This window comes from Mycobacterium sp. MS1601, from assembly GCF_001984215.1.
Lineage (GTDB): Bacteria > Actinomycetota > Actinomycetes > Mycobacteriales > Mycobacteriaceae > Mycobacterium.
In genome coordinates, this window is the sequence record NZ_CP019421.1 from 39,018 (window position 1) to 64,452 (window position 25,435).

General features: G+C 67.0%; 28 protein-coding genes. 2 read left to right on the top strand and 26 right to left on the bottom strand.

Annotated elements, in window-relative coordinates:
- Positions 1–4 precede the first annotated feature (4 nt).
- The 12 genes from BVC93_RS30875 to BVC93_RS30930 all read right to left on the bottom strand — a co-directional run bounded on the left by BVC93_RS30875 (position 5) and on the right by BVC93_RS30930 (position 7,618).
- A complete protein-coding gene (locus BVC93_RS30875; RefSeq protein ID WP_083741529.1) occupies positions 5–307 on the bottom strand; it encodes a hypothetical protein in 303 nt (100 codons plus the stop codon).
- Positions 308–666: 359 nt separating this feature from the next.
- Positions 667–855: a DUF4236 domain-containing protein gene (locus BVC93_RS30880; protein ID WP_083741530.1), complete on the bottom strand. Its 189-nt coding sequence runs from the start codon at positions 853–855 to the stop codon at positions 667–669.
- Positions 856–1,056: 201 nt separating this feature from the next.
- On the bottom strand, positions 1,057–1,545 hold the full coding sequence (locus tag BVC93_RS30885) for a hypothetical protein (protein ID WP_157517326.1): 489 nt from the start codon (positions 1,543–1,545) through the stop codon (positions 1,057–1,059).
- A 171-nt stretch (positions 1,546–1,716) separates the two neighbouring features.
- Complete coding sequence (locus BVC93_RS30890) at positions 1,717–3,450, bottom strand: ATP-binding protein (protein ID WP_083741532.1); 1,734 nt, start codon at positions 3,448–3,450, stop codon at positions 1,717–1,719.
- Positions 3,451–3,662: 212 nt separating this feature from the next.
- Complete coding sequence (locus BVC93_RS30895; RefSeq protein WP_083741533.1) at positions 3,663–3,905, bottom strand: hypothetical protein; 243 nt, start codon at positions 3,903–3,905, stop codon at positions 3,663–3,665.
- Between the two features lie 152 nt (positions 3,906–4,057).
- Positions 4,058–4,576, bottom strand: a complete 519-nt coding sequence (locus tag BVC93_RS30900) for a DUF6884 domain-containing protein (protein WP_083741534.1) — start codon at positions 4,574–4,576, stop codon at positions 4,058–4,060.
- Positions 4,573–4,878 carry a hypothetical protein gene (locus tag BVC93_RS30905; protein WP_083741535.1) on the bottom strand — a complete coding sequence of 102 codons (306 nt, stop codon included), beginning with the start codon at positions 4,876–4,878 and terminating at the stop codon, positions 4,573–4,575. The genes BVC93_RS30900 and BVC93_RS30905 overlap by 4 nt, the downstream gene beginning before the upstream one ends.
- A gap of 209 nt (positions 4,879–5,087) precedes the next feature.
- A complete protein-coding gene (locus BVC93_RS30910; protein ID WP_083741536.1) occupies positions 5,088–5,420 on the bottom strand; it encodes a hypothetical protein in 333 nt (110 codons plus the stop codon).
- 83 nt (positions 5,421–5,503) lie between these two features.
- Positions 5,504–6,052: a hypothetical protein gene (locus BVC93_RS30915; protein WP_083741537.1), complete on the bottom strand. Its 549-nt coding sequence runs from the start codon at positions 6,050–6,052 to the stop codon at positions 5,504–5,506.
- Complete coding sequence (locus BVC93_RS30920) at positions 6,049–6,309, bottom strand: hypothetical protein (protein ID WP_083741538.1); 261 nt, start codon at positions 6,307–6,309, stop codon at positions 6,049–6,051. Before BVC93_RS30920 ends, BVC93_RS30915 begins: the two co-directional genes overlap by 4 nt.
- Positions 6,306–6,497 carry a hypothetical protein gene (locus BVC93_RS30925; RefSeq protein ID WP_083741539.1) on the bottom strand — a complete coding sequence of 64 codons (192 nt, stop codon included), beginning with the start codon at positions 6,495–6,497 and terminating at the stop codon, positions 6,306–6,308. The genes BVC93_RS30920 and BVC93_RS30925 overlap by 4 nt, the downstream gene beginning before the upstream one ends.
- Before the next feature lie 413 nt (positions 6,498–6,910).
- Positions 6,911–7,618 (bottom strand): hypothetical protein, encoded by a 708-nt coding sequence (locus BVC93_RS30930; RefSeq protein WP_083741540.1) that lies wholly within the window; start codon positions 7,616–7,618, stop codon positions 6,911–6,913.
- 69 nt (positions 7,619–7,687) lie between these two features.
- Between BVC93_RS30930 and BVC93_RS30935 the strand changes: the two genes are divergently transcribed.
- Positions 7,688–8,200: a hypothetical protein gene (locus tag BVC93_RS30935; protein WP_083741541.1), complete on the top strand. Its 513-nt coding sequence runs from the start codon at positions 7,688–7,690 to the stop codon at positions 8,198–8,200.
- Positions 8,201–8,216: 16 nt separating this feature from the next.
- Here BVC93_RS30935 and BVC93_RS30940 read toward each other — a convergent pair whose 3' ends face one another.
- From BVC93_RS30940 to BVC93_RS31005, 14 genes are all read right to left on the bottom strand, one after another.
- Positions 8,217–9,533, bottom strand: coding sequence for an AAA family ATPase (locus BVC93_RS30940; protein WP_083741542.1), 1,317 nt, complete (start codon positions 9,531–9,533; stop codon positions 8,217–8,219).
- A 5-nt stretch (positions 9,534–9,538) separates the two neighbouring features.
- Positions 9,539–10,714 (bottom strand): hypothetical protein, encoded by a 1,176-nt coding sequence (locus BVC93_RS30945; RefSeq protein ID WP_083741543.1) that lies wholly within the window; start codon positions 10,712–10,714, stop codon positions 9,539–9,541.
- Positions 10,711–10,896 carry a hypothetical protein gene (locus BVC93_RS30950; RefSeq protein WP_083741544.1) on the bottom strand — a complete coding sequence of 62 codons (186 nt, stop codon included), beginning with the start codon at positions 10,894–10,896 and terminating at the stop codon, positions 10,711–10,713. Before BVC93_RS30950 ends, BVC93_RS30945 begins: the two co-directional genes overlap by 4 nt.
- Positions 10,897–11,019: 123 nt before the next feature.
- The gene (locus BVC93_RS30955; RefSeq protein WP_083741545.1) at positions 11,020–12,315 is read right to left on the bottom strand and encodes a vWA domain-containing protein; all 1,296 of its coding nucleotides are present in this window, start codon (positions 12,313–12,315) and stop codon (positions 11,020–11,022) included.
- Positions 12,312–13,421, bottom strand: coding sequence for an AAA family ATPase (locus BVC93_RS30960; RefSeq protein WP_083741546.1), 1,110 nt, complete (start codon positions 13,419–13,421; stop codon positions 12,312–12,314). Before BVC93_RS30960 ends, BVC93_RS30955 begins: the two co-directional genes overlap by 4 nt.
- Before the next feature lie 124 nt (positions 13,422–13,545).
- Entirely contained in the window at positions 13,546–13,881 is a 336-nt protein-coding gene (locus BVC93_RS30965) for a hypothetical protein (protein WP_083741547.1), read from the bottom strand.
- A gap of 159 nt (positions 13,882–14,040) precedes the next feature.
- Positions 14,041–14,292, bottom strand: a complete 252-nt coding sequence (locus BVC93_RS30970) for a hypothetical protein (protein ID WP_083741700.1) — start codon at positions 14,290–14,292, stop codon at positions 14,041–14,043.
- 160 nt (positions 14,293–14,452) lie between these two features.
- Entirely contained in the window at positions 14,453–15,523 is a 1,071-nt protein-coding gene (locus BVC93_RS30975) for a MarR family transcriptional regulator (protein ID WP_236950536.1), read from the bottom strand.
- A 91-nt stretch (positions 15,524–15,614) separates the two neighbouring features.
- Positions 15,615–16,250, bottom strand: coding sequence for a hypothetical protein (locus BVC93_RS30980; protein WP_083741549.1), 636 nt, complete (start codon positions 16,248–16,250; stop codon positions 15,615–15,617).
- A 115-nt stretch (positions 16,251–16,365) separates the two neighbouring features.
- On the bottom strand, positions 16,366–16,758 hold the full coding sequence (locus BVC93_RS30985) for a hypothetical protein (RefSeq protein ID WP_083741550.1): 393 nt from the start codon (positions 16,756–16,758) through the stop codon (positions 16,366–16,368).
- Between the two features lie 128 nt (positions 16,759–16,886).
- Positions 16,887–17,096 (bottom strand): hypothetical protein, encoded by a 210-nt coding sequence (locus BVC93_RS30990; protein WP_083741551.1) that lies wholly within the window; start codon positions 17,094–17,096, stop codon positions 16,887–16,889.
- 137 nt (positions 17,097–17,233) lie between these two features.
- Positions 17,234–18,052: a hypothetical protein gene (locus BVC93_RS30995; RefSeq protein WP_083741552.1), complete on the bottom strand. Its 819-nt coding sequence runs from the start codon at positions 18,050–18,052 to the stop codon at positions 17,234–17,236.
- A complete protein-coding gene (locus BVC93_RS31000; protein WP_157517328.1) occupies positions 18,049–19,902 on the bottom strand; it encodes a hypothetical protein in 1,854 nt (617 codons plus the stop codon). The genes BVC93_RS30995 and BVC93_RS31000 overlap by 4 nt, the downstream gene beginning before the upstream one ends.
- 14 nt (positions 19,903–19,916) lie before the next feature.
- On the bottom strand, positions 19,917–20,225 hold the full coding sequence (locus BVC93_RS31005) for a hypothetical protein (RefSeq protein WP_083741554.1): 309 nt from the start codon (positions 20,223–20,225) through the stop codon (positions 19,917–19,919).
- 384 nt (positions 20,226–20,609) lie between these two features.
- Here BVC93_RS31005 and BVC93_RS31010 point away from each other — a divergent pair, with 384 nt between their 5' ends.
- Complete coding sequence (locus tag BVC93_RS31010; protein ID WP_083741555.1) at positions 20,610–25,298, top strand: methyltransferase domain-containing protein; 4,689 nt, start codon at positions 20,610–20,612, stop codon at positions 25,296–25,298.
- Positions 25,299–25,435 lie beyond the last annotated feature (137 nt).

A 25,435-nucleotide genomic window follows, 5' to 3' on the forward strand; every position in this document is an offset into this window, starting at 1 on the left:
GCGTTCAGGAAACCTCGAACGCGGTGGCGTCGCGTTCGGGGCGTGCCGGGGCTTCGGAGGACCGGATTCGGGGGCCGATCGCGATGTCATCGTGGCCGTTGAGGGTCATGGTCTGCCCGTTGGTCAACTCGAGGTCCACCCATTGCACGCCGAGTCGTTCGGTGCGGATGTCGACGTGGCTGACTGCGGCTTCGAACTGGGGCAGGTAGTCGCCTACTTCGAGGTCGAGCACCAGTTCGACCTGGTCGGACGTGTTGTCGGGGCCAGACGCTGCCGCCGTGAGGGTATCGCCGAGGGTGGTGGTCATCTGCGCCTCTCTCACGTGGTCTGGTCGGTCGACTCGCCTGTCGCTGCCGGGCGGGTGCTCGGGTCGGGCCGTCGGGGTGGAGTCCACGTTAGCTGCGAGTTCAGCGCTGACGGGCTCCCGACATAGGCCGATTTCCGTAATGTGTGTCGCCGGTTCATCGACGGGGGCCGGCTTGCGGTGCATGCCTCCGGTAGGCCGGCGGTGCGGCGGCCGCCTTGTGTGGCGCGGGCGTCGAGGCCGGCCGGGTACTGCTGCGGTGCCCAGCTCGGCTCCATGCCCGGTTTTGCGTGCGGCGCCCAGGACATCGGCGGCTGCCGCCCGGCACGACGAACGTCGGCGAACTAAAAGGAGAGCTGACCTCATCGCCTCCGGCGGCCAACAACTTTGGTGTCCCACAGCCCTGTTCCGGGCAGCCGCAGGGTGCGCCGCACGGTGCCGTCGGCGGCGCGGCTCAAACGTACGGGGCCCGCGCCGGCGCTCACCGAGATTCCGCGCTGGGTCAACGTGAAGCGGAAGGGACCGAAGGTCTTGGTTTTGCGGAACTGCATGGGTGATTCCTCCTGGTGTGGCGATACGCGCTTCGTCTCGTCTCTCTAATGGGGTAGTACCGGCCCGCGCGTCGCTTTCCGTCACGGAGATCGTCAATGGTGCGCGTACCTGCGGCGATGACAGGTCCCCCGGCCGCGCCATGCATCCGTGCGGCGGTCAGCGCCGCATTGCTCGTGCGGAGAGGGAAGGCGACGGCGGTGTCATGCTTGGTTCTCGCGGCTGCGGGCGAGAGCGATTCCCATCTCTGTGATCTCGCCGCCTTCCACTCCCAGGGTTAAGGCAGGGCGCAACCCTTCCCACACCGCACTGAACTCGATCGCCTGCCCGCTCTGCTGTTGCAGTTCGACGTGGAAGTCCGAGAACGCCTTCTCGAACAGCTTGGCGTCAGTGCGCCATGTCCAGGTGAGCAGCCTGCCCATGTTCTCGGCCCCGGGACCGAAGTGCCCCTCTCTCCAGTCACCGGACGCCGTCACGGCGGCTGCCGCAGCAGCGGCCAGGGCGGCGATCATGTCGGCCATCAGCCGCTCATCATCGAGAATGGCCGCGTTGGCTGGCACGATGTGCGCGGCTATCTGAGAGCCCTTCATGACGTGCGTATTCAGGCCCTCTTGAGCATCCGCGAGGAGAGCGTTAAGTCCATTGCGGGCATCGGTCGCTGACCTCATACGCGTCGGTCGAATGTTCACCACGGCCCTTACCCTATCAATTCGCGCCGCATTTCCGGCGTCCCAAAGGGGCGCAGTTCACGCCAGTTCAATGCGTGGCCGATCGATGCGGTCCCCGGAGCGGACATCCCAGAGTTGAACGGGGACCGACTAATTGGTCATTACCAGGACTGAACCGTCGTGGTTCCAGTTCCGCTACGGCGCGCCCAGCAAGTCTGCGTTGATGTGGAGTTCGCCTCGGCCGCTGGCGAGGTTGAGGGACCGTAGCCGCGAGAGGGCGTTGCGAAAGCCGCCGCCGACGGCGCTGTATTCGGTCGCTTCGGCGATCTCGGCGATGGGGATGTCGCGGTGGGGGTGGCGCGCCAGATACTGAAGGATCATTCGAGGTGCTTTGTCGAGATGTTCTGCCCACCAAGCGATCAGCTCGGGACCGGGTGGCGGCAGATGTTCCCAGCTTCCGAGGGCGTCCAGGCCAGCGTCGGTGATGGCGATGTCACCGCGACCTTCAATCAGGCCGCTGGTGCGAAGGCTGGACAATGCGTTACGGAAGCCACCGCCTTTATGGCTGCGGCCGGTCAGCAATGCGACCTGGCTGGAGGTCCGCTGGCCGTGTTGGGCCAGGACGGTGAGGATCTCGCGCTCGGCCAGCTTGAGCTTGTCGTCGTCTCGCCCGGCCGGCGCTCCTGTCGTCTTCGCCTTCGGCAACGCCTCCCGGTGTGGTTCAGCGGCTTTCGCGGGCTCGGCTGCGGTCCGGACCTTGTGGCCTGACACCGCGGGGTGGGCAGCGAGCGCGTTCTCGACTTGATCGGCCGCCCGGCTGATTGTCTCGCCGAATGCGCGTAGTTGCTCAACAGCGTGGGTGAGGGCAGCGAGGTCATCTGTGCTCAGCACCGGGACTTCAACGTGGACGACCTGGTGGGCGCGGGCACGTTCGGCTTCCAGTTCGCCTCGCAGGCGTTGGATCTCGCGATCCGCATTGGGTGCCGCCGCTGCGTCTCCGGAGACCGGAGTCGTGGTGGTGTCGTCGAGTTGCCGGCGCAAACGTTCGACGTCGACCGGGGCCCTGGTGCTGGCGGTGTGGCGGCGTGCGCCTGCCTTGGGTGTCGCGCTGGAGTCGAAGGTGTGACGCCGTCTGACGGTGATGAGCTGGGTGACACCGAGCCATTCGGGGGACCATACCCAGGCTTGACCGATCGGCAGTGATGGTAGCGATTGACGCACTTGGCGGGCTTGCCCTTCCTCGGCGTGCTGGGCGACCCAATCACTGATCGCGCTGACGTCTTGTGGCGCCGTGACACCTAGGGCGATCAGCGAATCAAGCTGTGAGAGAACGGTTTTGTGCAGAGCGGCAGCGCGCTGACTACAAAGGGTGACCCCGAGCCCCTTGACTCGACCGCGGCGCACGATGTCTTCGGTGGCCCCTAGGAGTCGTTCCATGCCGGCGGGGGCACGCTGCGGGGCGAACTCGTCGGCCTCGTCGATGATGAGGTGCAGTGGTTCCCGGTTGCGCCAGTAGAGGGTTTCCAGGAAGTCGGTGGCGAAGGTACGGCGTTCTGCTTTACGCAGCAGAGACAGGTCCACGACCGCAGGGAAGCGTTCCTTGACGATGAGTTCGGCGATGGCGGCTCCCTGGTCGGCGCGTAGCGCGACGTCGGCATGCTCACCGCCGATGATGATGACCGGGAACCCGGCTGCGCGGCCGTCGGCCGACGATCGCAGACCGTGCCAGACGCCGGTGGGATCGATGACGCAGATCAGGCAGCCGGCGCTCATCAATTCCTCGGCGAGAACTGAGGCGGTGTGGGTCTTCCCGCGGCCCTTCTTGCCGAGAATGGCAAAAGTCGAGGTCAGGCTGTCCAGGGGCATCGTGAAGTCGTCAGCGATGTTGATCGTGGCGGGTGCTGCGCCGTCCTGCCCGATTTCCGTCATGCTGCCGCGCCTATCAGTGTGACCTGGCCAAATGGTTTCTCTTCGCTCTGAGTATGCACCGCGGATCGGGGCATCGCGGCTCCCGCGGCGCGTAGGTTTGCCTTCATTGCGCCCCTGGCGGGCGCCGACGCCGCGAGGCGCGCCGCTGACAGCTGGGGGCCTTGTGCCTGCCCAGCGCGGCGTTGAGCAGGCATGTCGGCACGTCCCCTGGGTTAGTGACGGATGCGCACCCGGCGCTCTGTGGTGGGGTCGGCGGGCACGAGGATCTCGGCGTGCGGGTCGTGTTCGACCTCAGTCACGGAGTTGATCTCGCGTTCCAGGCCCTGGAAGCCGTCGTCGTCGAGTTCGGCCAGCCGGTTCTCCAGGTCCAGCTCGTCGATGTCCGCACCGAGAGGAACCTGCACGCGGGCCTGGTGTCGGGACACTTCGGTCCATGTGACGAGCACCGTCTGCATAGTCGCTGACTGACTCGCGGTCTGGGGGTCTAGTGAGGTCATGGTATCCCTTCGGGGGTGCGGTGACTGGGCCAGCAGGCCGAGCCGGTGAGCGCGCCCGCGTCTGGGGCACGGCCTAATTCTACTGCGCTGCACCGACATACCACATCTCCTCAGCCATCGGCGCTGTCTACTTCAATGCTGGCCAGCCGAGCCGTTCCGATGCTTCCGGCGTTGCGGAGCAGCGATGCCGCCACGCCGCGCTGATACCCGATGCCAGGTGCGGCCTCGAAAGCGTCCATCAGGACAATGTCAGCAATGCCTGCCTCGTTGACGAGGTGAACGCCGGCCGAGAGCGCCTTGAGATAGGCCGCCGGGAGCATCGCGATGATCTCGTCGGGCCGGCGGACACACAGCTGGGCGGCCAGCAGATCGGGACCGCAAGCTCCGGGCTGCCCCATCTTCAGGTCGTACGGTGCGATGACAGTGTCGAGGTCCACCAGCCCGTGCAGAGCCGAGACGATAGCGACGCCGGCAGGCTTACCGCACACTCTGGTGGTGTCAGCCGCTTCGCTGCGTGCGGCGGTCAGCATGAACGTGAAGTGGTTGCTGCAGTACAACTCTGCCGCCGGTGCCGGGTACTCGCGCTTGGCCGCGGCGCAGGCGACGACGACCAGAACGCCGCCCTTCACTGGAAGTCCTTGGACGAGATGATGGCCTGCGTGACTTCGCGGCACCGATTCGGGCATGCCGTGACGGCGAGATCGTTGCAGCGCAGACGCACCTTTTTGCCGGATCCGTCGAGGACGATTCGGACGTAGCCGCCGGGCACACCCACGACCATGCCGGTGCGCTCCCCCGCGTTGTGCCAGGTTGTGCCAGGCCGCAGCGCTACCCGGTCGGCCAGCTGGAAATCGGCCAGCGACGTCGCGTAGGCGAGGTCGTCGCCCTGGGGGTCTTGAACGGCGGTGTAGAAGCGGTCATCGAGCGGCACGCCGCATCTCCTTTGTCGGGTTGGTGACCGGGCCGCACGGCCTGGCCGGATGTCGGCTGCCCACCTCCGGTGGTGGTCAGCGCCTCGGGTTCATCGCCCCGGGTTGTGTGAGAGCAAGCATTTCCCTCGACCGGGTGAGCTGCGGTTTCTCACCTCACTCGCTGGTCGCCACGTGGCGATCGCTCGACTGCCCCATGCTCTGGTGTTGATCAGGCTGCCAGCGAGGTCAGCAGGGCGTAGCTCACGGCGTGGCACTGCTGTGTGCTCATGCTGGCCGGTGTTGCCGTCTCGGGGTCGGTGGCGACCACGATGGCGTTCCCGCAGATGAGCGGCAGGTCATGCGGGGCGTGATCGGAGACTGCCAGCGCCAGACCCATTGCGGCCATGTTGGGTTCGGCCTCAGAGGTGGCGGACTGGTCGCTGTACCAGAGGTCCAGGTTGTGCCAGAGGACCAGGGTGGCCGGGTGGCTGGCTCGGTGGCCGCGCGGATCGAGGTCGATGCCTGCGACCCATCCGTCGGCGCCGATCTTGACTGCGCGCATGTGTTCCTCCTTGGGGTGTGCTCGGGGTGTAGGCCACCCGCCCTTCGTGCCCGCAGATGCGGGGGACGTGCTATCTGGCCTGGTCATTGGCGTTGTGGTGGGTCTTCGGTGAGCCGGCCGTCGGGGGTGTAGCTCCAGCTCCGGATCCGTTTGAACGGCTTGGCAAGGAACAGCACGTGCGATTGCGGGGTCCGGGGCGCGATGATCCTGGCTTCGTAGTCGCGGCAGATGCCCATCACCCAGCGGTCGGGTTTGGTTTCGGTCATCAGCTCAGGGGTGATGGTGTCGGCGCTGATGCGGTGCTCGGGTGCGCGGCGATGCTCCCGGCGCGCGATGTGCGGGCACAGGGTCAGGCTCGCAAGGGCGCAGTCGGGGTGCATCGGGGGGTCTAGATAGGCGCGCTCGGATGCTGTGCGGGGTCCGCCCAGGAACGCCAGCCACCATCCGAGTGGTTGCCCGCAGGATCCACACAGGCGCTCACGCGCGCAGGTGAGCACTCTGGCCGATTGAATGGCCGCGAAATCGGCCGTGTGGTCGTCCTTCTCATTCACGTAGGGGATGGGGATGCCGCGGCGTCGGTCGTGCGGGCGGGCGGCTAGCGTCTCGGGCAGCACGTGCTCGGGTGCGCTCATCGTCGTTGCTCCCGTACGTGGTGAACGTAGCGCTGAATGTCGTCGATGCGATCGGCGATGGCGTCGAGGTCGCCTTCGATGATCAGTCCGTCCTCTTCCTCGCCGAGGAACAGCGCCCATGGCTGGGTGACCTTCTTGGCCCACGGGTCGTCGTCCTCTGGGGGCGCGGTGTTCAACTCCTCGGGTGCGCGGTCACGGTCTACCAGTAGGTAATTGAGGTTCTGAACCTGTGCCCAGTTGTCGCGGCTTTCGCTCATGGCTGGTCACCGTCCTCGTCCTCATCCTCTTGCTCCGCGGCGTACTGCCGATCTGCACAGTTGCCGCAGGCCCCGTTCCATCCCTCTCCGTCGGCGAGGGAGTCGGTGCAGCCCTCCTCGAACGGATCCGAGCAGATGTCGTCGCTGTCACGGTCGGCGTCCGTGTCGCTCGCCTTCGCGGTGGTCATCACGCGATCCCAGCAAGGTGGTCGGCATAGATGCCGGCGGCGTGCTCGGCCGCCGCGTCATCGGCTCGGGCCTCGGACGATTCGCCGGCGAGGTAGGCCAGCCAGTCGGTCACGTCGGCGATCTGCTGGGTCAGCGTTGGCGTCTCGGTGGGGTTGGTGTCAGCGCGCGCCTGCAGGGTGCGCAGCAGGTCGTTGGCTTCATCCTCGTTGAGGAATTCAAGGGGAAGTGTTCGCCTTCAACGGAATACATCATTGGTGCCACCCTTCTGGGCTTGGTGACCGGGCCCGCGGGCCTGGCCGATCTGGGTGCGCTCTTCGTGCGAGTCGCTGTGTTCAGTGTATCGCGGGGGTCTGACATTGGCCGCGGCGCTCGCTGTGATGGCGGCGCGTTTGACGTCTGTCGCGGGTCGGTCTCACGTCATGACGACTTGCCCCCAGTGCGCTCGCAGGGCCGCGAGCTGTTCGGCAGCCAGCATGTCGTCGAAGTAGATGGCGTAGGCGACGTCGATGAGCAACTGGTCCGCGACGTCGCCGTCTGCCGGGAGACGCCGCATCGCCGCACACGTCAATGCCTCGGCCGCCCGTTCGACGTGGCCGATGCGGGGATCCTCAGGCGTGCGTTCCCAGAACTGCCATACCCGCTCCCGGATGGATTCGAGCGCACCGGAGGTGACTGTTTCCTGGGCGAGTTCACGCCAGCGAATGGCCGCTGAATCACTCACCGCCTCAACCCCATCACATAGAGACGAGATCTCGCGCCACTGGGCTCCATAGACCTGCTCCATGGCCAGACTGTCGTCCTCCACCGTCGCAGCAACGGCTATCGTGGCCTGGTCACTCCACCATTCGTCGTCGCGGTCACGGTGCAGGTAGAAAATGGCTTCCCTGACGATCGGCTTAACCCCGAACGCGTCCAGCGCGGCCCTGCACTCCTCATCTGCGCGGAGCTGCTCAATGAACTCGTCGGCTTCTTGCCGCGAGATCTCCTCGCTGAACACTGTGCGCTCTAATGCCCACGCCTCCACTGCCCCTACCGTGGCTTCGACGGCGTCTTCGAACCGCTGAAAGGCGTCCTTGAAGGAATCATCGGCCATCCCAGACATCCTCTCGTCCAGATTCATTCGACTCGGTGCCACCCACCATAACAGAGCTAGACCTATAACTAGACCTACTTGGGTTAGGATGGTGCGATGGAACCTGGTGACGTCATACCCACCAACGCCTTCAAAGCCCAGCTCGCCGCACACATCCGCGATGTGCGCCAAACACCCGGGCGGCGCGTCTACGTGGGGGCTCGCCGCGTACCAGAAGCCGTCCTGATGTCGGTGGGATCCGACGTGCCATCACAGCTACGAGCACAGATGATCGGCGGGCTGATCCGCGCGGAGGGGCGCACCTTCGCAGACGAATGCAACGCCAGCGGAACCATCGAGACCCACATCGGAGATCCTCTGGGGTCGCTGTTCGCATGGCTTGCCCAAAGCACTTCCCCGGCAACGATTGCCACCCGATTTGAGCAGCTACGCAAAGAGATCAACAAGCATCTGTCGATCGCCCCGTCGATCACCGCTGCGCAGCTGTGGCGGGCCTTCGAACCTGCATGGCCCGGTGGTTCGACTCCCCCGCAGCTCGTCGACCTTGTGGCGTCCGCCGCCGACGGAGCGGATCAGCGCACGGTCGCAGCACCACAACGACGGCGTTGACCCCGAAGCAGGCGGACTAGTACTGGGCGGTCGAGAGCAGCCTGTCCAAGACGATGCGCGCGGCGTGCGCGGCTTCGGAGTCGGCCTGTTGCAGCACCGTCTCAGTCTGGTCATCGACGATCAGCGACAGGTGGCTGCGGTGGCGCGAGAGCATCACGCACAACCTGCCGGTGGCAAGGGAGAACTCGTCAGCCACGCGCTTGCCGGCCATCGGGTGCACGGCGACCACAGCAGGGCGTTCGAGCCCCTGGAGGGCGTCTGCGGTCCCGCACAGCAGTCCGGGGTGGTCGGCCATGAGCGCTCGCACCGCCGCTGCCTGAGGCACGTGCGGGACCACGACGGCGATGTCGCCCTCGGTGATCGGGCGGGTGCCGGCCGCCGTGCTTACCTGGGCGTGGCCGAGCAGCTCGCGCACGCGCGTGACCGCGGCCGCGATCAGGGCGGCGTCGGTGCTTCCGTTGGCGACCGTGATGGCGCGGTGGGTCAGTTCCGGCAGGGGATGTCCATCGACGGCGATGTGTTCGGGGGGACGCCGTGAGGTGAACGGTAGGTCAGGGTAGAACGCTGACTGCACGACGGCGGTTGTCGCTGGTCCCAGCCGCCAGGTGTAGGGCAGAGCAACGGTATTGACCACATCGGGGTGCGCAGCAGCAAGAGCGTTCGGGGCGGGCACGTGCGGGCCGGTGGGAGAGTCCGCCCACCGCGACACGTCCCCGGTCACCACGGGGTCAATCTGTCCGGGGTCACCGACGCACACCACTTGTGCCGCCATCGAGCCCAGCGCGCCGAGGTCTGCGTAGGTGCACTGGTAGGCCTCGTCGACGATCAAGACGTCGGCCATGGTTTTGGAGGGCTCGGAGAACAACCACCGCGCCTTGGTGGCGACGCGGACTGCCCCGCCGCTGTTTGGCCACATTCTGGCACCGGATTCCAGGACCGGGCAGCCCTGTGCGTCCGGCTTGACATCGGCTCTTCCCCAAAGCAATCCGATCTTCGGACGATCGCACACCGCGGCGAGCCGCCCTGCGATGTCGACGGCTTGCGCGCGGGTTTGCGCGACGATGCCGACCCGCAGGTCTGCGCGGCCTGAGAGGGCGCTGGCCAGCAGCACGGTCAGGCGCGTCTTCCCGGACCCCGGTGGGGAGGGGACGCGGACCGCGAGGTCTCCACTCCACACGGACATGAGCACCTGAGCACTGACCGGATCGTTGAGCAGTTCCATGCCCGGCCAGCTCTTCACCGTGGGCTTGGGGGCGGGTTCCGGCGCGGTCGGCACTACGGCCTTCGGGGTAGGAGCCTGGCTATTGCTGTTGCGGGGTTTGAGGATTCGCATGGTTGTTACTCCGTTTCTGCTGCGGCGCACAGCACGTCGAGGGGCACGTCGCGGCGACGTAGACCGGGGGTTTTTCCTGAGGCGATCCACGAATCGGCTCGGAACTGCAACTTGCGGTACTTGTGACGGCCCATGCTGACCGTGCGGGGGTTGGGCGGGGCGGGCATCAGCGACACCCACCCGCCGGCGGACGGGCGGTGCTCGGCGGGCACCCGAACCACTTTGAGCAGCAGGGCACCGTGGTGTGCGGAAGCCTCCAGCACGTCGCCCTGGAAGTGGGTCACTTGGTCATAGGAGTCCAGCCCACCCGACCATCCGAGGATCGCTGATCCGCCGCGCAGCCGGGCGTCCAGGCGGCGGCACCGCACGGTGAAGCTGGCCTTGGTCGTCTCCACGACCTCCCCGCCGGTGACGTGTCCGGTGTGCACGGCGCGGTGTCGCCACAGCCGATCGGACAGCAGCGCGGCCTCCCACAGGTCGGCGGTGTCACAGCGCAGGCGGAGCCCCATCGCGGCGATCGGTGGCGGCTCTGGAGCGGTCCAGCTGTAGCCCTTGTCGAAACGCTTGCACGCCTGCTGGTAGCTGTAGGCGTCGTCTTCATGCACTGGTGCCAGCGCGTCGAGGAACGCGCCGTGCGCGACCCGCTGGGCCCACTGACGCACACCCGTGGACCCGGTGGCGGTGGTGAGCGCAGCCTGCCAGTGCGCGGCGTGCCGCTCGGCTTCCGGTGGCGCGCCGGTGATGAATCTCTGCCGACTGTGGGTGAGCAGGTTGATGACAGCGCTGGTGCCCGGGTAACCGGCACGGTCGATCCACCATCCGACCGTGGCCGAGGCTGACCGCACCGCGGGGTCGTTGTCGTTGTGGTGCGCGCGGGCCACCGAAGCCAGCGCTCCCAGGGCGGTGCCGTCTGCAATGACCAGTTGCGCGGGTTCGCCGGCGAGGTCCATCTGCACTCCGCGTGCGGCCAAGGCGCGCAGCACCGCAGCCCCGGATGCGGTCAGCGGCGGATGACCAAGGGCCGACAACCGCACAGCGGGGGCACCGGAGGCGTCGGTATGGGCCTCTACGAACACCGCGTTCGGTGCCAGCGTGAACAGCGCTTGAGCTACGCGCAGCACGGGGCGTCCGGTCTTGGCGGCGTGCAGCCTCTGGGCCAGGTCGTAGAACTCGACGGTCACAGCTGCACCACTTTCGCCGCGCGGCGCGCGAGATCCCAGCCGTGTTGCAGTGCGTGCACCGCCGAGCCTTCGTCCTGGCTGGCGTCCGCGGCGTAGGCGTCCGTCTCGGTGAGCCCGGTGCCGGCCAAGACTCGTTGGGCGTAGGTGTGCAGTGCGCTGGTGTTGTCGACGTTCTCAGCCATGGTGAGTGGTACCGCCTATCGGTGCTCGGTGACCGGGCTCGCGAGCCTGGCCGTTTAGGGGGCGGCCCGAGGGGCCGCGCTACCTACAAACTGTAGCGCGGCCCACCGACAACATCGGCTCGATTACTCGGCACCTGCTCCGCTGGGCACGGTGGCAGTCAGCGCGAATTGCGGTGTGCGGCTAGCTGCCTGCTCGTTGCCGACGATGACGCAGACCAGCTTGGCGCGTGGCGCACGGGCGGGCCACGGCGTATCGCCGTCGCTAATGACGATCGTCACGTGCGGCGGTGGGCGCAGCGCGTCCGCGGCCGCGATCCCGACACACATGTCGGTACCGCCCCCGCCGGTGAGCACGATGTCTTCGACCCGGCGGATCCGTTGCGGGGTGCCGGTGGCCGCGTCACAGGTCAACAGCGTGAGGCGATCGCCACTGATACCCGCGGACTTGAGCACGCCCCGAATCTCGGACATCCCGGCCAACAGATCCCCCTGCGTCATCGACGCCGACGTGTCGAACACAATCGCCACCCGCACCTTGGGGCCGCGCATGGACGGCAGGATCAGTCCGGGACTCTGCCGCCGAGACGGGCGGGTGTAGGTGAACTGGACACGACCAGCGGCCTCGACGCAACCGCGCCGGGTGACGGCCCGCAGCTTCCGATTCCACGGAATCTTGGGCGGGGTGAGCACGCCCTGCGCCCACCGTTGCAGACCAGCCGGCACGGTGCCCCGACCGGACCCGGCTGCCTCACGGACTGCTTCGGCGATCTGTCGGCGGATTACTCCGGCGGTGGCGTCGTCGACGCCGGGCTGCCCGTCCACGGCCTCGGCCGGTGCCAGTTCCCCGGGAACCGGGGCCAGGCCCGCTCCCGACCCACAGCCCGGCTCGTCGTCGCCGTCCTCCGGCCCGCTCGGGTCGCCTCCACTGGTGTCATCGTCGGCCTGGTCGTCGTCGGCCAGATGGGCGTAGTAGTCCTCCGCTACGCCGTGGTCATCGCATCCGATGGCCTGCGGGGTCACCACGCCCGCGGGCAACTCCACACCCGCATCGAGCAGGTCATCGTTGATCTCGGCGTCAGCAGCCAGATTCCACCGTGTGTGCGAATACGGTTGCGGCAGAGAGGCTGCCCGGTCGGCATGGACCCGCAGCAGATGGTTCAGCTCATGGCACAGCACACCAGCGGCCTCTCGGACCGACCACGCGTGCTCACCGACCAACAACGCGGGCTCAAGATAAATCCGCCACCAGCGGTCCACAGCCCACGTACCCAACCCGGGCGCGGCCACCGGCCGCAAACTGAACAGCCCAGCGGCGTAGTAAGGCATCAACTGCAAGGCCACCAGCCGCACCACCCGGAACGCTTCGAGTTCCTCGGCGGTGAGCGTTCGCACCCCGCCCTGCGTGGTCGTGGCGCTCATGCGGCGTCCTCGCTCAGCAGCCCAGCGCGCTTGAGCAACGGCGCGAACTTGCGCATCTCGGCCGGGATCTTCGCGTTGGGCGGACGGGAGGTCGCCAGTGTCCGCGCGGCCGCGGCGGCGAAGTCGGTCCTGCCCGCGTCGGACGCGGCACCCAGCGGCTTCCACGCCTTGCGGAACGCTTCGACCGTCCCGCGCTCGGCAGCCAGTGTCACCACCCCGTTGAGGACCGCCCACACGCGATCCTGCCGCTCATTGGCCCAGTCGACGATGGACGGGTCGGCGGTGACGGCATCGGGGTCGGGCAGATCGGCATGCTGGAGCCACTGCACGAATTCCATACCCGCACCTTCACCGACCAGACCCACCGCGAGTGTCTGAATAGCCGCCACGTCGTCAGCGCGCACGTAGGCCAGGACTTGCCCCAGCATCGACCAGCTGCGCCCCGAGGGGTACGCGCGTCCGCTTTCCTCGGGCGTCTGGGGAAACTTGTCCCACAAATCGGGCCGGTGATGAACGAACCCGGTGACCGCCGCGACCGTTGCGGTAGCCCGTTCGGTGCTGGCCACCACCGCTCGCGAGGCGGGTAGAGACTTCCACCGCGTCGCCATTCCGTGCAGCCAGTCCTCCACGGTGGGTTCGTAGTTGATGTGGCAGAACCGATTCGCCATCGGCGGGGTGAGGTCGTAGCCGCCAGCGGCCGAGTCAGGTGGGTTCGCGCCTGCCACGATCCGCACCGCCTCGGGCAACTGGAGGTCGCCGACGACACGGTCGAGGACCACGGTCAGCATCGGCCCTTGGACGCTATCGGGCACGGTGGTCAGCTCGTCAAGAAACACGAAACCGGCACCAGCCGCGACGAGTCGCTTGGCCCAAGCGGGCGCTTCGCGCTGAACGCCTGCACCGTCGGGCGACAGGTAGGGAAGACCGCCGATCTCAGCGGGCTCGTACTGCGAGCCCAGAACTGTCTCACACGGAACCGCCTGTGCCGCAGCTAGTCCCCGAATCAAACTCGACTTACCCGAACCTGGACGGCTCAGCAGCAATGCGGGCACTTTGGCCATGCCGCAGGCGTCGAGCGCGGTCACAGTGGTATTCATGTCAGCCATTGGGTAGCACCTTTCGGTTGGGTGACCGCCCCCTCGGGGGTAGCCGTTTCGTTGTGCCGGACAGTGCATCCGGCGTACCTGGCCCACTCTAGCGAGGGGCACCGACACGTTGGACGTGCCGGGTTCAGACCAGTGTGTAGCCCGCCTCGTCGAAGGCGTCGGCCAGCGTGTTTCCCCAGCCACTGCCGGGCAGCTCGTCGGAGTCCAGCTGTAGGTCCTCACCCGCGACTCCCAGCAGGAAGGTTTCGATTCCACGCTCGATGCCGCCTGCGGCGGCGACGCGGGGCGCAGAGGGCAGGGTGGATGCCACGACGACGGTGAAGCCGCGCAGCGGCGGGTCGAGGTGGTACAGGTTCGCCTCGCCCTGCCATTCGACGACGTGCTCTCCGTCGTGCACCATGCCCACGGCGCTGCCGACGAGCCGGGCCTGTGCGGTGATGGCATTGGTGTTGACCGTCATGGTGCCCCCTTGGGGTTAGGTGGCCGCGCCCTCGGGCGTAGCCGGATGGTGGTATCTGGTGTCTCTCGACACTGTTTCCTGCGTTGTGTTCAGTATATCGGTGGCCACCGACACGTTCAGTTCGCTTGCCGCCGTTTGGCACGTGGGTTCAGGGCGTGTTTACGGCCAGGGGTCATCCTCATTCCACCGCTCCCCAGCTGCCATGGGGTCAAAGTCAGCCGGGGCCATCTCCGGGTAACGGGAACGGATGTCGGCCATCACCGGCGTCAGCCGCTCAACGTATGCCTCGTGGTGCACGTCGCACCGGCTGTAGCGCTCGCCGCTGCCCGAGAGGGCTGCACGGGGGAATGTGTCGCCGCCGCAACCGTCCGGACCTTCGAGGCACTCATCATGATCGTCGCGCAATTCCATGTCGCATCCTTCCGGTGGTGCGCACACCACATTGGTTGCGCTGCTGCGCTTTACACTACCGACGACCACCGACATGACCGTTGCGCCGCCATTCACCATGACCCCGCCCGCCGAGCCTTGCGCGGCTTCGAGTGTCGACGTGCGGCGCGGACTCCGGTGGTCACGAAAGGGCGCTGCGGTCCCTGAACTGGATGAATTCTCGCACCAGCGGATCGGCAACGTCGTACACAGTCAGGCGCCGATCTCCGGCATTGTCCTTCGAGGACGACACCCACCGGCTGGCGGCAAGTCGCCGCAGTCCCGTCGAGGCGGATTGGCTGGAGATGCCCAGGGCCTCAGCGAGTTCGCGGACCGTTCGTCCATGTGGAGAGCGCGCAATCTCGGTGAGTAGTCGTTGCTCGCCGGCCGGTACCCTCCATAGCCGCGGCTGGTAGTAGGGGGTCCAGAAGTCCAACACCAGCCTCACCGCGGCGTCGACCTCGAACAGCGTGCGCGCATCCAAGACTTCCGCGAGGAATAACCACGTGCGCGGGCATCCACCAACCCGTCGATGAATCTCGGCGACTGCTGCCCGGCCGGGGCCGGATGTCACAGCTGGGTACAGCGCGTCAGCTCCCCGCGGGCGGGCGGACCGTCCGACCAGGGTGACGATGTCCTCGGTAGACATCTCGTGCACCCGCTCGACCATGAACGACCCGTACCACGGGTTGGTGCGGGATGAGACCCCCTCAAACAGGGTGGGTGAGGACGCGAATACCGTGACACCAGAGGGGCTTTCCGCCCACTGTCGCAAGCTGCCTTGGCCCGCCACGCCGATCGCGCGGAACACCTGATCGAGTCGTTCCACGACCAAGAGCATTGCCCGCCCGCCAGCTGCCCGCGCGAGCAGGCCTTCCATCCCTGCGTCGTCTCGGTGCTGGCGCAGGGTGGCGGCTTCGTGGTGCACGTGCGGGTCGATCGCGCGTGCGGCTTCGTGGAGCAGATCGGTGTAGTTGCCGATGGCGACTGAGTTCTCGGGGATGACGATGGGGAGAATGCGTTTGGCGGTGTCGTCGGCGCTCAGGGCGCGGTGCAGCGCCACGTGCAGGGTGTGCGTCTTCCCCACCCCGCTGGGGCCCAACAGCAACGTATGGGGGCGTGCGCCGTGCCTGGCTTTCGCCACACGGTCGACGAGGGTGTCCAACAGGGTGGTGGGCCCGACGGTGAGGGCGTCGAGGTCTGCGCCCGCCATCGTCGAGGGCGTGAAGAGCGGAGATGTCGTGGCCGGCCGTGCTGCGACGCGGCCGCCCGTGCCTGGCGGTTCGTGTGGCGGCGGGAGCATGTCATGACCTTCGGTAGGTGGACTGCAGTTCCAAGGGTTCACCGGTGCGGGCGGCAGTGCGGATCTTGTCCAGTGATGCCTCGGTGATTCCAGTGTCACGGTCAGCGGGGTCGACGTCGAGGCTTCCCATGATGGCGTACAGCTCGTCGTCGGACAGGTCGCCGGCCCGGTGCAGGGATATCGCGCCGATGAGTGCTTCGAGCATGACGCGCTCTTCGGGGGCGTACTTGGAGAACTCGGCGCCGGCCCAGGACATGGGTTCCTCGTTGGCGCGGCTGAGGCGCTGCAGCGCTCCGTCGACGTCCCCACGGAATCGGCGGACGTAGGGCGCGTCTTCCTCGCTGAGGGTGGGGCTGGCCAACTCGGCTTCGGCGTCGGCGAGCCAGCGTTCCAGCATGGCGTAGACACCTTTGCGGTCGGCGAATGCCATTGCCCGCCAGAAGGTTCGCCACGCACCCATGTAGCGCTTGTCCTTGGGGTGCCGTGGCACCAGGTGCGAGCGGATGACGATGTCGCCGCTGGCCGATTTGGCGACCTTGCCTGCCCATGCCGGGGTGAGGCGTTCCTCGGGGAACTCGACCGGTGTCGCCGGCGGGAACCATGGCTGTTCCGGCGAGTACACGCGGTTGTCGGTCATGTTGAGGACTCCTTGGGTATGGGTGGGTGAGATTGCCGCCGGCGGGCGTGCCGGCGGCCGAGGCGGTGAACAGGGCGGATGGCATGTCCCCTGCAGCGGTGTCGCTCCTGAGGCGTCACAGTGGCGCTCCGGCCGTGATCTGCATGCCGAGCAGGATCCCCACCAGCAGTGCCAGTGCCATCAATGCGCTGGCGAGCGCGGTGGCCGGCAGTGGCCAGTTGCGGGGGTTGTGGGGCGAGGGCACGACATCTGTCCAGAAGTCCAGTGCCGCGCGCAGAGCGTCGGGGTGGGTCGGGGTGTTCTGCATGGCCGTGTGCACCCAGTGCCAGCGCACCCCGTAGGCCAGCATGAGCGCGGCGACCTGGGCGCGAATGACGTCGGCCTCGCCGAACCGTCGCGCGTCTGAGGAACTGCCCGCAGCGGGGACGGCAGGCTGGATGAGTTCGGCGATGATGGGCCCGGGCAGGCCGACCCGGGCGGCGACCTCGTCTTCGGTGAACTGCTGCATGGAGTGCTTCCCGTCGAACGTGTTGGGACCGGGTACGCGTACCCGGCCGGCTGGCTGTGGGACAAGCCGCTGGAGGCGGCTCACTGTGCGGTCACTGTACTGGGGTGTGGGCTGACCGTGTGAGGCCATCACGTGACCGTGTCCGCGAGTTTGACCGTTTCCAGCTGGGCGCAGATTGTGTCGAGGACGTCCAGGCTCAAGCCGGCCCAACGTGCGGATCCGCCGTCGCCGAAATCGACCCAGACAGTGCCCGCCGCCTCAGGGGAGACCGCAGACGTGTCCTGGCTGGCGGACTGATCGCATAACTGGGGCGCGGTGGTGTGTGGCGTTGTGCTCATGTGTGGCTGTCCCTTTCGGGTTCGTTGGCTGGGCTCGCAGGCCTAGCCGGATGGTTGGAAACTGTTGCGGTGCTGACTCTATCGGAGGGCTCTGACATCGTTGCAGTGATCGGTGCCTGCGGTACCGGCGCGACGGGCTAGTCGCGGATTTCAAGGGAATGCACCGTGGTGACGGTGACCGCCTTGGGTTGGCGTCCGTACCAGGTCGAGGTGACTTGAATTTCGATCTGGCGACCTATCACTTCCTTCGTCATTTCGTCGTCTTCGTCGGCGTGGGCTGCGACCAGCGAGCTGGCATCTGGCTCACTGACCGCCATGTCCGACCCGTACAGGGGGTGGGATTGGTTGTCCAGGCGCCGGCCGTACTCAGTGGTGCCGCCTTTGCCCGGGATGCTCGCCGGATGGAAGATGTCGCAGGTGACGTCGAAGGCGATATAGACCGCACCGCCCTCATCGGTGAGCCCTGGGGCGATTCCGGATCCGGTTTCGCGCCACTGACTCACCTTTTTGGTGCTCACACCGGCCTTGGTCGCGAACTGCTTGATACCGCCGGCACGGTCGATGGCGGCCTGGCGGTTGAGTTGCTGCTGGTCGGCACCTCGGGGGGTGGTGTTCTTGTTGGCGTTACGCCTGATGGTGCTGTCGGCGGGTCGTTTACCTGTCAGGCGTTCGATGCGTCGTGCGACCTCGGCCGTGGCGCGCCGCGCCGCTTCTGCTCGTTTCTGGGCATCGGTGGCGCTCTGCCATTTCTGGCCGGTGATCTCGCGGAGCTTGCGATTGACAGCGGCGCGGAAGACCGCGCGAAATCCCCTGGCGCTGGGTGGCAGCGCGGACGCGGGTGTGCCGGTATCCGCCGGGGCGGGGGATGGCCCTGCGGCCGGCGGTGAAGGATCTGCGGTAGCTCCCGCGGGGGCCGGTGGCGGGCCGGGCGGCGAGCCTTTGCCCATCTTCTTCATGCGGCACCTCCGCCCTGTTCATCGTCCTCAGCGCTGGTCCATTTGACGCGATACTTGCCGTTGACGGCGGGCTCCTCGTTGAAGATCGACAGGTCCTGGTCTCGATCCACCAGGTAGATCCAGGCGTCCAACTCGGCCTGCACCGGGTACAGATTGTGGGTGTCGGCCATCATCCGTGCATAGCGCATGGCCCGCCAGCGAGTGTCTGCGCGGATCGCGGCGTACCACGCCGGCTGCTGGTGTTGCTTCTGGCTGGGCTGCCACTGGTCACTGGCCATCCGGCCGAGGTAGGTGGTGTAGATCGCCTTGACGAAGTCCTGGTAGTCCTCACGTTCGGCCGCGCGCGCCTCAATGAGCTTGGCCCGCAGCGCGTCTGCCCAGGTTCGCAGGAGTCGGCCTTGTTGCGACCACACCCATGCTTCGTCGATGACCAACTCGGGGATGCTCAGGCCAGCACCGCCCAGCTCCACGGGAGCGGTGAGCTGCTGCACACCCCGGGTGGTGACCCAGAAGGTGGCGGGTTCGTCCCACTGCATCGAGGCATGTGGGCGGGGCAGCTTCTTGGTCAGTCCGTCAAGGTCGCTGCACGGCGGGGTGGTCAGGCGCCACAGACCGAAGGGCGGTTTCTGTTCCCCGAAGACTCCGACGTCAATCTTGCTGAGTTCCTTGAGCTTTCCGTAGCCGAGTTCCACCTGCCCCGCTGAAGCCAGGTATGCCGCACGTTGGTCGACCTCGACGTCGATCTTGTCCTCTTTAGCGCGGTGGGGACGTCGATCCCACTGCGGTTCTACCGCGGGCTCGATGTCGCCTCCGGTTTCGACGGCCACTTGGGCGGGATAGGGGCATGCTTCGATCGCCTTGGTGTCTTGGCGGCCCCGTTTCCGGACGGCATCCAGCAGTGATGCCCCCAGGGTGGACCACCGCGATGACGGCGCTACGCCATCGGCGATATTGGCAAGCCAGGCAATGCGTTCGGCGAGCAGCTTGACCGCGTCGAGTTCATCTTCGGGCAGCTCGGTCCCGGAGTCCTCGTAGCCGGCCACTCCCATGTCTCCGGGGCGTTTGGACGAGGGGTCTGTGTGCATGAGCGGGATCAGCACCACATACGCCTTGCGGTCTCCGGCGAACTTGCAGGTGAACCATCCCGCTTTGGCGTTGCTCACCTTGCAATCGAAGTACTGCTCGACGACGCCGGTGACTGCTGATGATGACGTGATCGGACCATCTGAGTCGTCGACGGCGAACCCGATGGATTCGAGCGCTTCGTAGGTGAGCCAGAGTTGCGGCAGGAATTTGGGGCTTCGCGGCCAATGGGTGGCCAGGAAATTGCCGAGGGCCTGTCCGCTGGGCATGGATTGGCCGGTGATGACTTTGCCTGATGGGGCGACGACGCCGAGGCTGCTGATGATCACGACGCGGTCATCAGCGGCCATCGGCACATCGGCCCACAGCCGCGACCGTGGCGTCCAAGCGGGCTTGTCTGAGCCAGAGGGTGTGTCGGCTGCGACTGCTTCGTCTGTCGTGTCCCGCGATGCCGCGTTCGTGGGCGTTTCTGCGGCGGGTGCGTCACTGTTGAGCAGCGCGGCTTCCCAGCCATCGACGGTGGATTCCAGCCAGCCGCGGGTGTGGCCTGTTTCCCTGTTGGGATCGCCGATCACCATGTCGGGGGCCGGGAAATCCGTTGGCAGGGCGCTGCGGCCGATGCGCGCCAGAACCTGTTGTCGCGATAAGGCGATCAGCGGTTCCGGTGTGCCCTGCGACTCGATGTACCACTGGAGGATGTCGCTGGTCTCGCCGTCGGCGTCGATGCGGTAGGTACGCCCAGCCGTGGTCAGAAGGTAACGCGTCATCGGCTTGTCCTCTTTCACTGCTGCTCTTGACGAGGTGGGGGAATGTGGATCGACAGAACTTCCGGCAGTCGACGCTGTCGCCACCGCAGCCGCAGTGATTCGACGGCGCTGGCGGTGCGGCCAACCTTGAGTGCGGCATCTGGAACTGACAGCGTGAGGTCGAGGGCGATCTTCGCCTCGTCCACCGTCCAGGGCTTGCGCGTTCGCTGTTGATCAGCTGGCGCGGCCGTCCGGGCGGCACGTCGCTCGACATAGCGGCGGCGCTCTTCGCGGCGGCCTTCGGCGAACCCTCCGAAGTTGCCTTCCCGTGGGGCCGGCGTCATTGCTCACGTCCTTGACTGGTGCTGACTTTCAAGCGTCGCGCCATGCGGGTGGCGATGCAGTCTTGCTTCACAGATCCCTCCTCGGCCCGGCGTTGTCTCACCCTAGCACCCCTCAGGTATTACTGTCGGCATGCATGAGTGGTGTGTTGTTTTCGGGCTGCTTTTGACTTGCCCCCCGCGACTGGACCCGACGATCTTGCCTTCACCTGCGCGCCAGCCCCTTTGGACCGGCCCGTACGCACTAGACTCAGGACGCACAGCGGGACCGGCGCACGGTACTTGTCGGACACCCCCGCTACAGTGCACATCGCACGCCGGATGAGTTCCGGCGACGAGAACCGGCTGGCCCTGAGGGGCTGGTCACCGAACCGAAAGGTGCGACTTATGGCCGCAACGCTTACCGCCGCTCGATCCGCCGTCCAGGCAGTGCACGCCCTCCAGACCGTGAAGCCCGGGGCTTCTCCCACGCCCGACCAGCGCGCCGCATTGGAAGGATTCCCCGGATGGGGCGCGGCAGCACCGCTGTTCGATCCGCAACCCGCCAAGTCGTGGGCGGCGCTGGCCGACGAACTCGACGACCTCGATCCCACCGCGATGAATGCCGCAGCCCGCGTGGTCGACACCTCGTTCTACACGCCTCCCGCGCTGATCGAGCACATCTACCACCTGCTGCGCCAGGCCGGCTTCCGTGGCGGCAACGTGCTGGATCTGGGGTGCGGAAACGCCCGGTTTCTGACCCACGCCCCGGCTGACCTTCCGATCACCTACACCGGGGTCGAGGTCGACCCGACCACCGCAGCCATCGCCGCGGCTCTGCATCCGGCAGCCACGATCATCGCCGACCGCCTGCAGGATGTGTCCCTGCCCGCCAACCGCTTTGACGCCGCGGTGGGCAACGTGCCGTTCTCCTCGGCCAACGTCCACGACTCGGCGATCGCGTTCTACGGTCCCCTGCACGAGTACTTCCTCGTCCGCGCGGTGCGCGCGGTCCGTCCGGGCGGCTACGTGGTCATGGCGACCTCGCGTCATACCCTGGATTCCGCCAACGGCCTGTCCTACTCGGTGCGATCGCACGCCGATCTCATGGCGGCAATCCGACTGCCTTCGGGGTACTTCGCCGCCGAAGGCACCGCTGTGGTCGCCGACGTGTTGGTGCTACGCGTGCGCGACACCGACGAGCCGCGCCACGGCTGGGATGCCCGCCAGCCCTGCGACACCCTCACCGGCACCGACCAGCGGGGCCACCGCGCCCAAGCTCGCATCAGTGCGTTCTGGGGCGCACACCCGCAACTGGTCGCGGGCACCATGCGGGTCACCGGGTATCACCAGAACCCGCTCACTGTGGACTGCGATGACCCCGACACCGCGGTCGCCGACGCCTTCACCGCAGCCCAGCCGCTACTCCTGCCCTACCCTGCGGCAAGCGACGCCATCCATGCGTTCGCCGACGTCGCTCTGACCGACGCCGAGGGCCGCAAGGAGGGGTCGTTTCATCTCGTCAACGGCGAGATGGTCCGCGTGGTCGACGGCCATCTGCAGGCCGTCAACCGGGCGAGCAAGGAACTGCACTCCCTCGTCGCGCTGCGCGACTCGGCCGTGGCACTCATTGCCGCGGAGGCGAACTGGGACACCTCAGATGCCACCCTGGCTCCCCTGCGCGCAGCCTGCCTGCAGGCGTACCTGGCCTACGTCGAGCGCTTCGGCCCCCTCAACCGCGGCACTCTGATTGAGGGCAAGGTCGACCCCGACACCGGCCTGCCCAAGCTGAGCTGGCGTGTCCCGACGATGGGCGGATTCCGCGGCGACCCCGATTCAGCGAAAGTGTTCGCACTCGAGAAGTTCGATCAGGACACCGGCGAGGCCGCGCCGGCGCCGATCCTGCAGCGGCGCGTGAACCAGCGCCCGGTGCCCATCACGCGGGCCGACACCCCCGGTGAGGCTTTGGCCGTCGCCCTGGGCGAGGGGCGCGGCGTGGACATGGCGCGCATCGCCGAGCTGCTGGGGCTGCCCACTGCCGAGGACGCGTTCACCGCCTTGGGCGATCTGGCCTACCGCGATCCGACGACCGGACGGGTCCACTCGGCCCGCGACTACCTGTGCGGCAACGTGCGCACCAAGCTCCAAGATGCGCTCGCCGCGGCCGCGACCGACGCCTCCTATGAGCGCAACGTCGCCGCACTGCAGCAAGTGCAGCCGCGGTGGCTGGGCCGCGACGAGGTGCGGATCGAACTCGGTTCCCCGTGGGTGACGCCCCGCGACATCGAGGACTTCTGCCGCGAGGTGTTCGGGGCGAGCTATGTGAAGGTCCACCACATCGCACCGCTGGCGGCATGGGAGGTCGACGGCAATGCCCACGCCATCTCCCCCGACGCGAAGATCACCTACACCACGACCCGCAAGACCGCCTTCGACCTGCTCCAGGCCGGACTCAACAGCTCTTCACCCACCGTCTACGACGAGGTGTACGACTCCGCCACGCGCAGCTCACGGCGGGTCCGAAACGCCGACGAAACCGAGGCCGCGTTGGCGGCACTTGCGGCCATCGAACAGCGCTTCTCACTGTGGATTTGGGAGTCACCGCAGCGCGAGCAGCGCATCCTGGACCGCTACAACCACGCGATGAACTCCCACGTGCTGCGCCGCGATGACGGGTCCTACCTGACGTTCCCGGGGCTGGCCGACGACCTCAAGCTCTGGTGGTGGCAGCGCGACTTCGTCGACCGCGCATTGTCGGTGCCCGTCGCCTTCGCGGCCCACCAAGTCGGCCTCGGGAAGACCCGCACCGCCATTGCGCTGTGCATGACGTTGCGGCAATTCGGAATCGCAAACAGGCCACTGTATTTGGTCCCAAACCATCTTATTGAGCAAGCTCAAAGGGAGGCCTTGCAGACCGCCCCGTCGGGCAAGATTCTGGTGATCACCCGCGAGGACCTGACCCGCTACGGCCGGCGCCTCTTTGCCGCACGCTGCGCCACCGGCGATTGGGATCTGGTCATCATGACCCACGAGACGTTTTCTTCCTTGCCGGTTCCCGCGCAGGTCGAGCGGGATTGGCTCGACGACCAGTTGGCCGAGCTGGAGGACTACCAGCGCAGCCAGGGCGCGACGGGCAAGCGTATTGCCGCTGCGGTGCGCTCACTGGAAGGTCGCATCGAGCGGTTGCGCGACACCGCCACCGATCCGGACGTGATCACGTTCGACATGCTGGGTATCGACTACTTGGCTGTCGACGAGGCCGACCGCTTCCGCCGACTCCCTGTCACGACCCGCGCGGAGGGGTTCAGCCTCGGCGCTTCCAAACGCGCCACCGACCTGCTGCTGAAGTTGTCGATGCTGCGCCGCGACAAGGGCTCTCGCCCCTACGCGAGCATGTTCACAGGCACCCCTTACACCAACACTTTGGCCGAAGCCTTTGTCTGGCAACGCTTCTGTGACCCTGACCGGCTCGACGAAGCCGGTCTCGGACACTTCGATGCGTGGGCTGCCCAGTTCGTCCGCTACGAAACGCTGATCGAGGTCAGCCCCGACGGCTCCGGGTTCCGCAGCAAGCGCCGCCCGACCGTGATTCAAAACGTGCCTGAACTCCGATCCATGATCGGAGCGTTCATGTCGATGGTCCGCAGCTCGATGACGGACCTGCCGTTGCCGACCCCGCATCAGCACACGATCGTCGTTGAGCCAACGGACAACACCCGCACGTTCATGAGCGAACTGGTGCGCCGCGCCGACGATCTGCGGGCGCGCCGCGTTGGCCCGGAGACCGACAACATGTTGGCGATCTGCGGCGATGGACGCAAGGTGGCCCTGGATCCCAACCTGGTCGGCTTCTGCGAGACCGCACCCAAACTGGAGGTGGTCGCTGAGAACGTCGCGGCGATCTATCACCGCACCCGCGACGCGGTCTACGCCAATTCCGCGCGCCCGGGCGCGTTCCAGTTGGTGCTGTGCGACTTGGGAACCCCACACCCAGACGACGCCCAGAGCTACGGCCGGATCCGCGAGGGACTACTCGCCCGGGGTGTGCCGGCCGACCGGATCCGCTTCATGCACGAGGCGACCAATTCCAAGGCCCGCGAGGCACTGTTTGCAGCATGCCGCGATGGCCGGGTGTCGGTTCTGGTGGGCTCCACACCGAAGGTCGGTGTTGGCACCAACATTCAGAACCGCATGATCGCCCTGCACCACGTGGATCCCACCTGGACTGCCCGCGACTGGGATCAGCGCAACGGCCGCGGGATCCGCACCGGCAATCTGCATGACGACATCGACATCTACTGCTACGCGGTGTCGGGATCGTTTGACGCCTACATGTTCCAGCTCGCCGAGCGCAAGAGCCGGGGTTTCGAGCAGCTGTACCGCACGGATAGCGACGCGCGGGAAATCGAGGACCTGGGCGATGGCACATTGAGTTTCGGGGAACTGAAGGCCGCGGCCGCCGGCAACTCGCTTCTGCTGCGCCAGCATCAGCTTCAGGTGAGGGTGCGCAAGCTGCGCCTCACGCACCTGACGGCACGCCAGAACGTCAACGCCGCCTTGTACGCAGCATCGGAGGCAGACCGCCGCGCCGATGCACTGCAGGAACGCGCCGGCCGCCTGGCCGAACTCGTCGACTATCTCCCCCAGCTCCCACCGCTGGACTTGGCGCGCTGCGCCGAGAACGCGGCGTCGGACAACGGCCACCGTGCCCGGTACTCCAGCGGGCCGCTGCTGGTCGCGATCGTCGCAGAGCGCGGCGATCACCACCTGAAGGTCAGCTTCGGCTACCACCCGCTGTGGACGCAGGTGTTGCCGGCCAAGGTGCGCCGCCGCGGCGCCCAGGACGTCGCCGAGTGGACTCATCAGTTGGTGCGCGCCTGGCTCGATGGTGCGGCCGCTGAGCGCCGGCAGGCCCTCACCCGGGCCGACGATGCCCGTCACAGCGCAGCGCAATCGCGGGCCGCGGCTGACGGGACGGATCTGTCCGCACCGGCGGAGCTGGTCGCCGCCGAAGCTGAGCTGGCCGAGGTGACCGCCACGATCCAAGCGGAGATCCTTGACGCCGGCGAGGCACCGCGCGGGGAGGAGGCGGCCTGATCCGCGCTGGTGGGGCGCGCCGGCATCGTGCGCCCCACCGGCCCGGCCACGCCTGGACCTGCACTGATAGCACGTCCCTGCCACTGCCCGCACGCGATACGCTCGACGACGTGACGGGCGCGGTGCATAGGGCTACG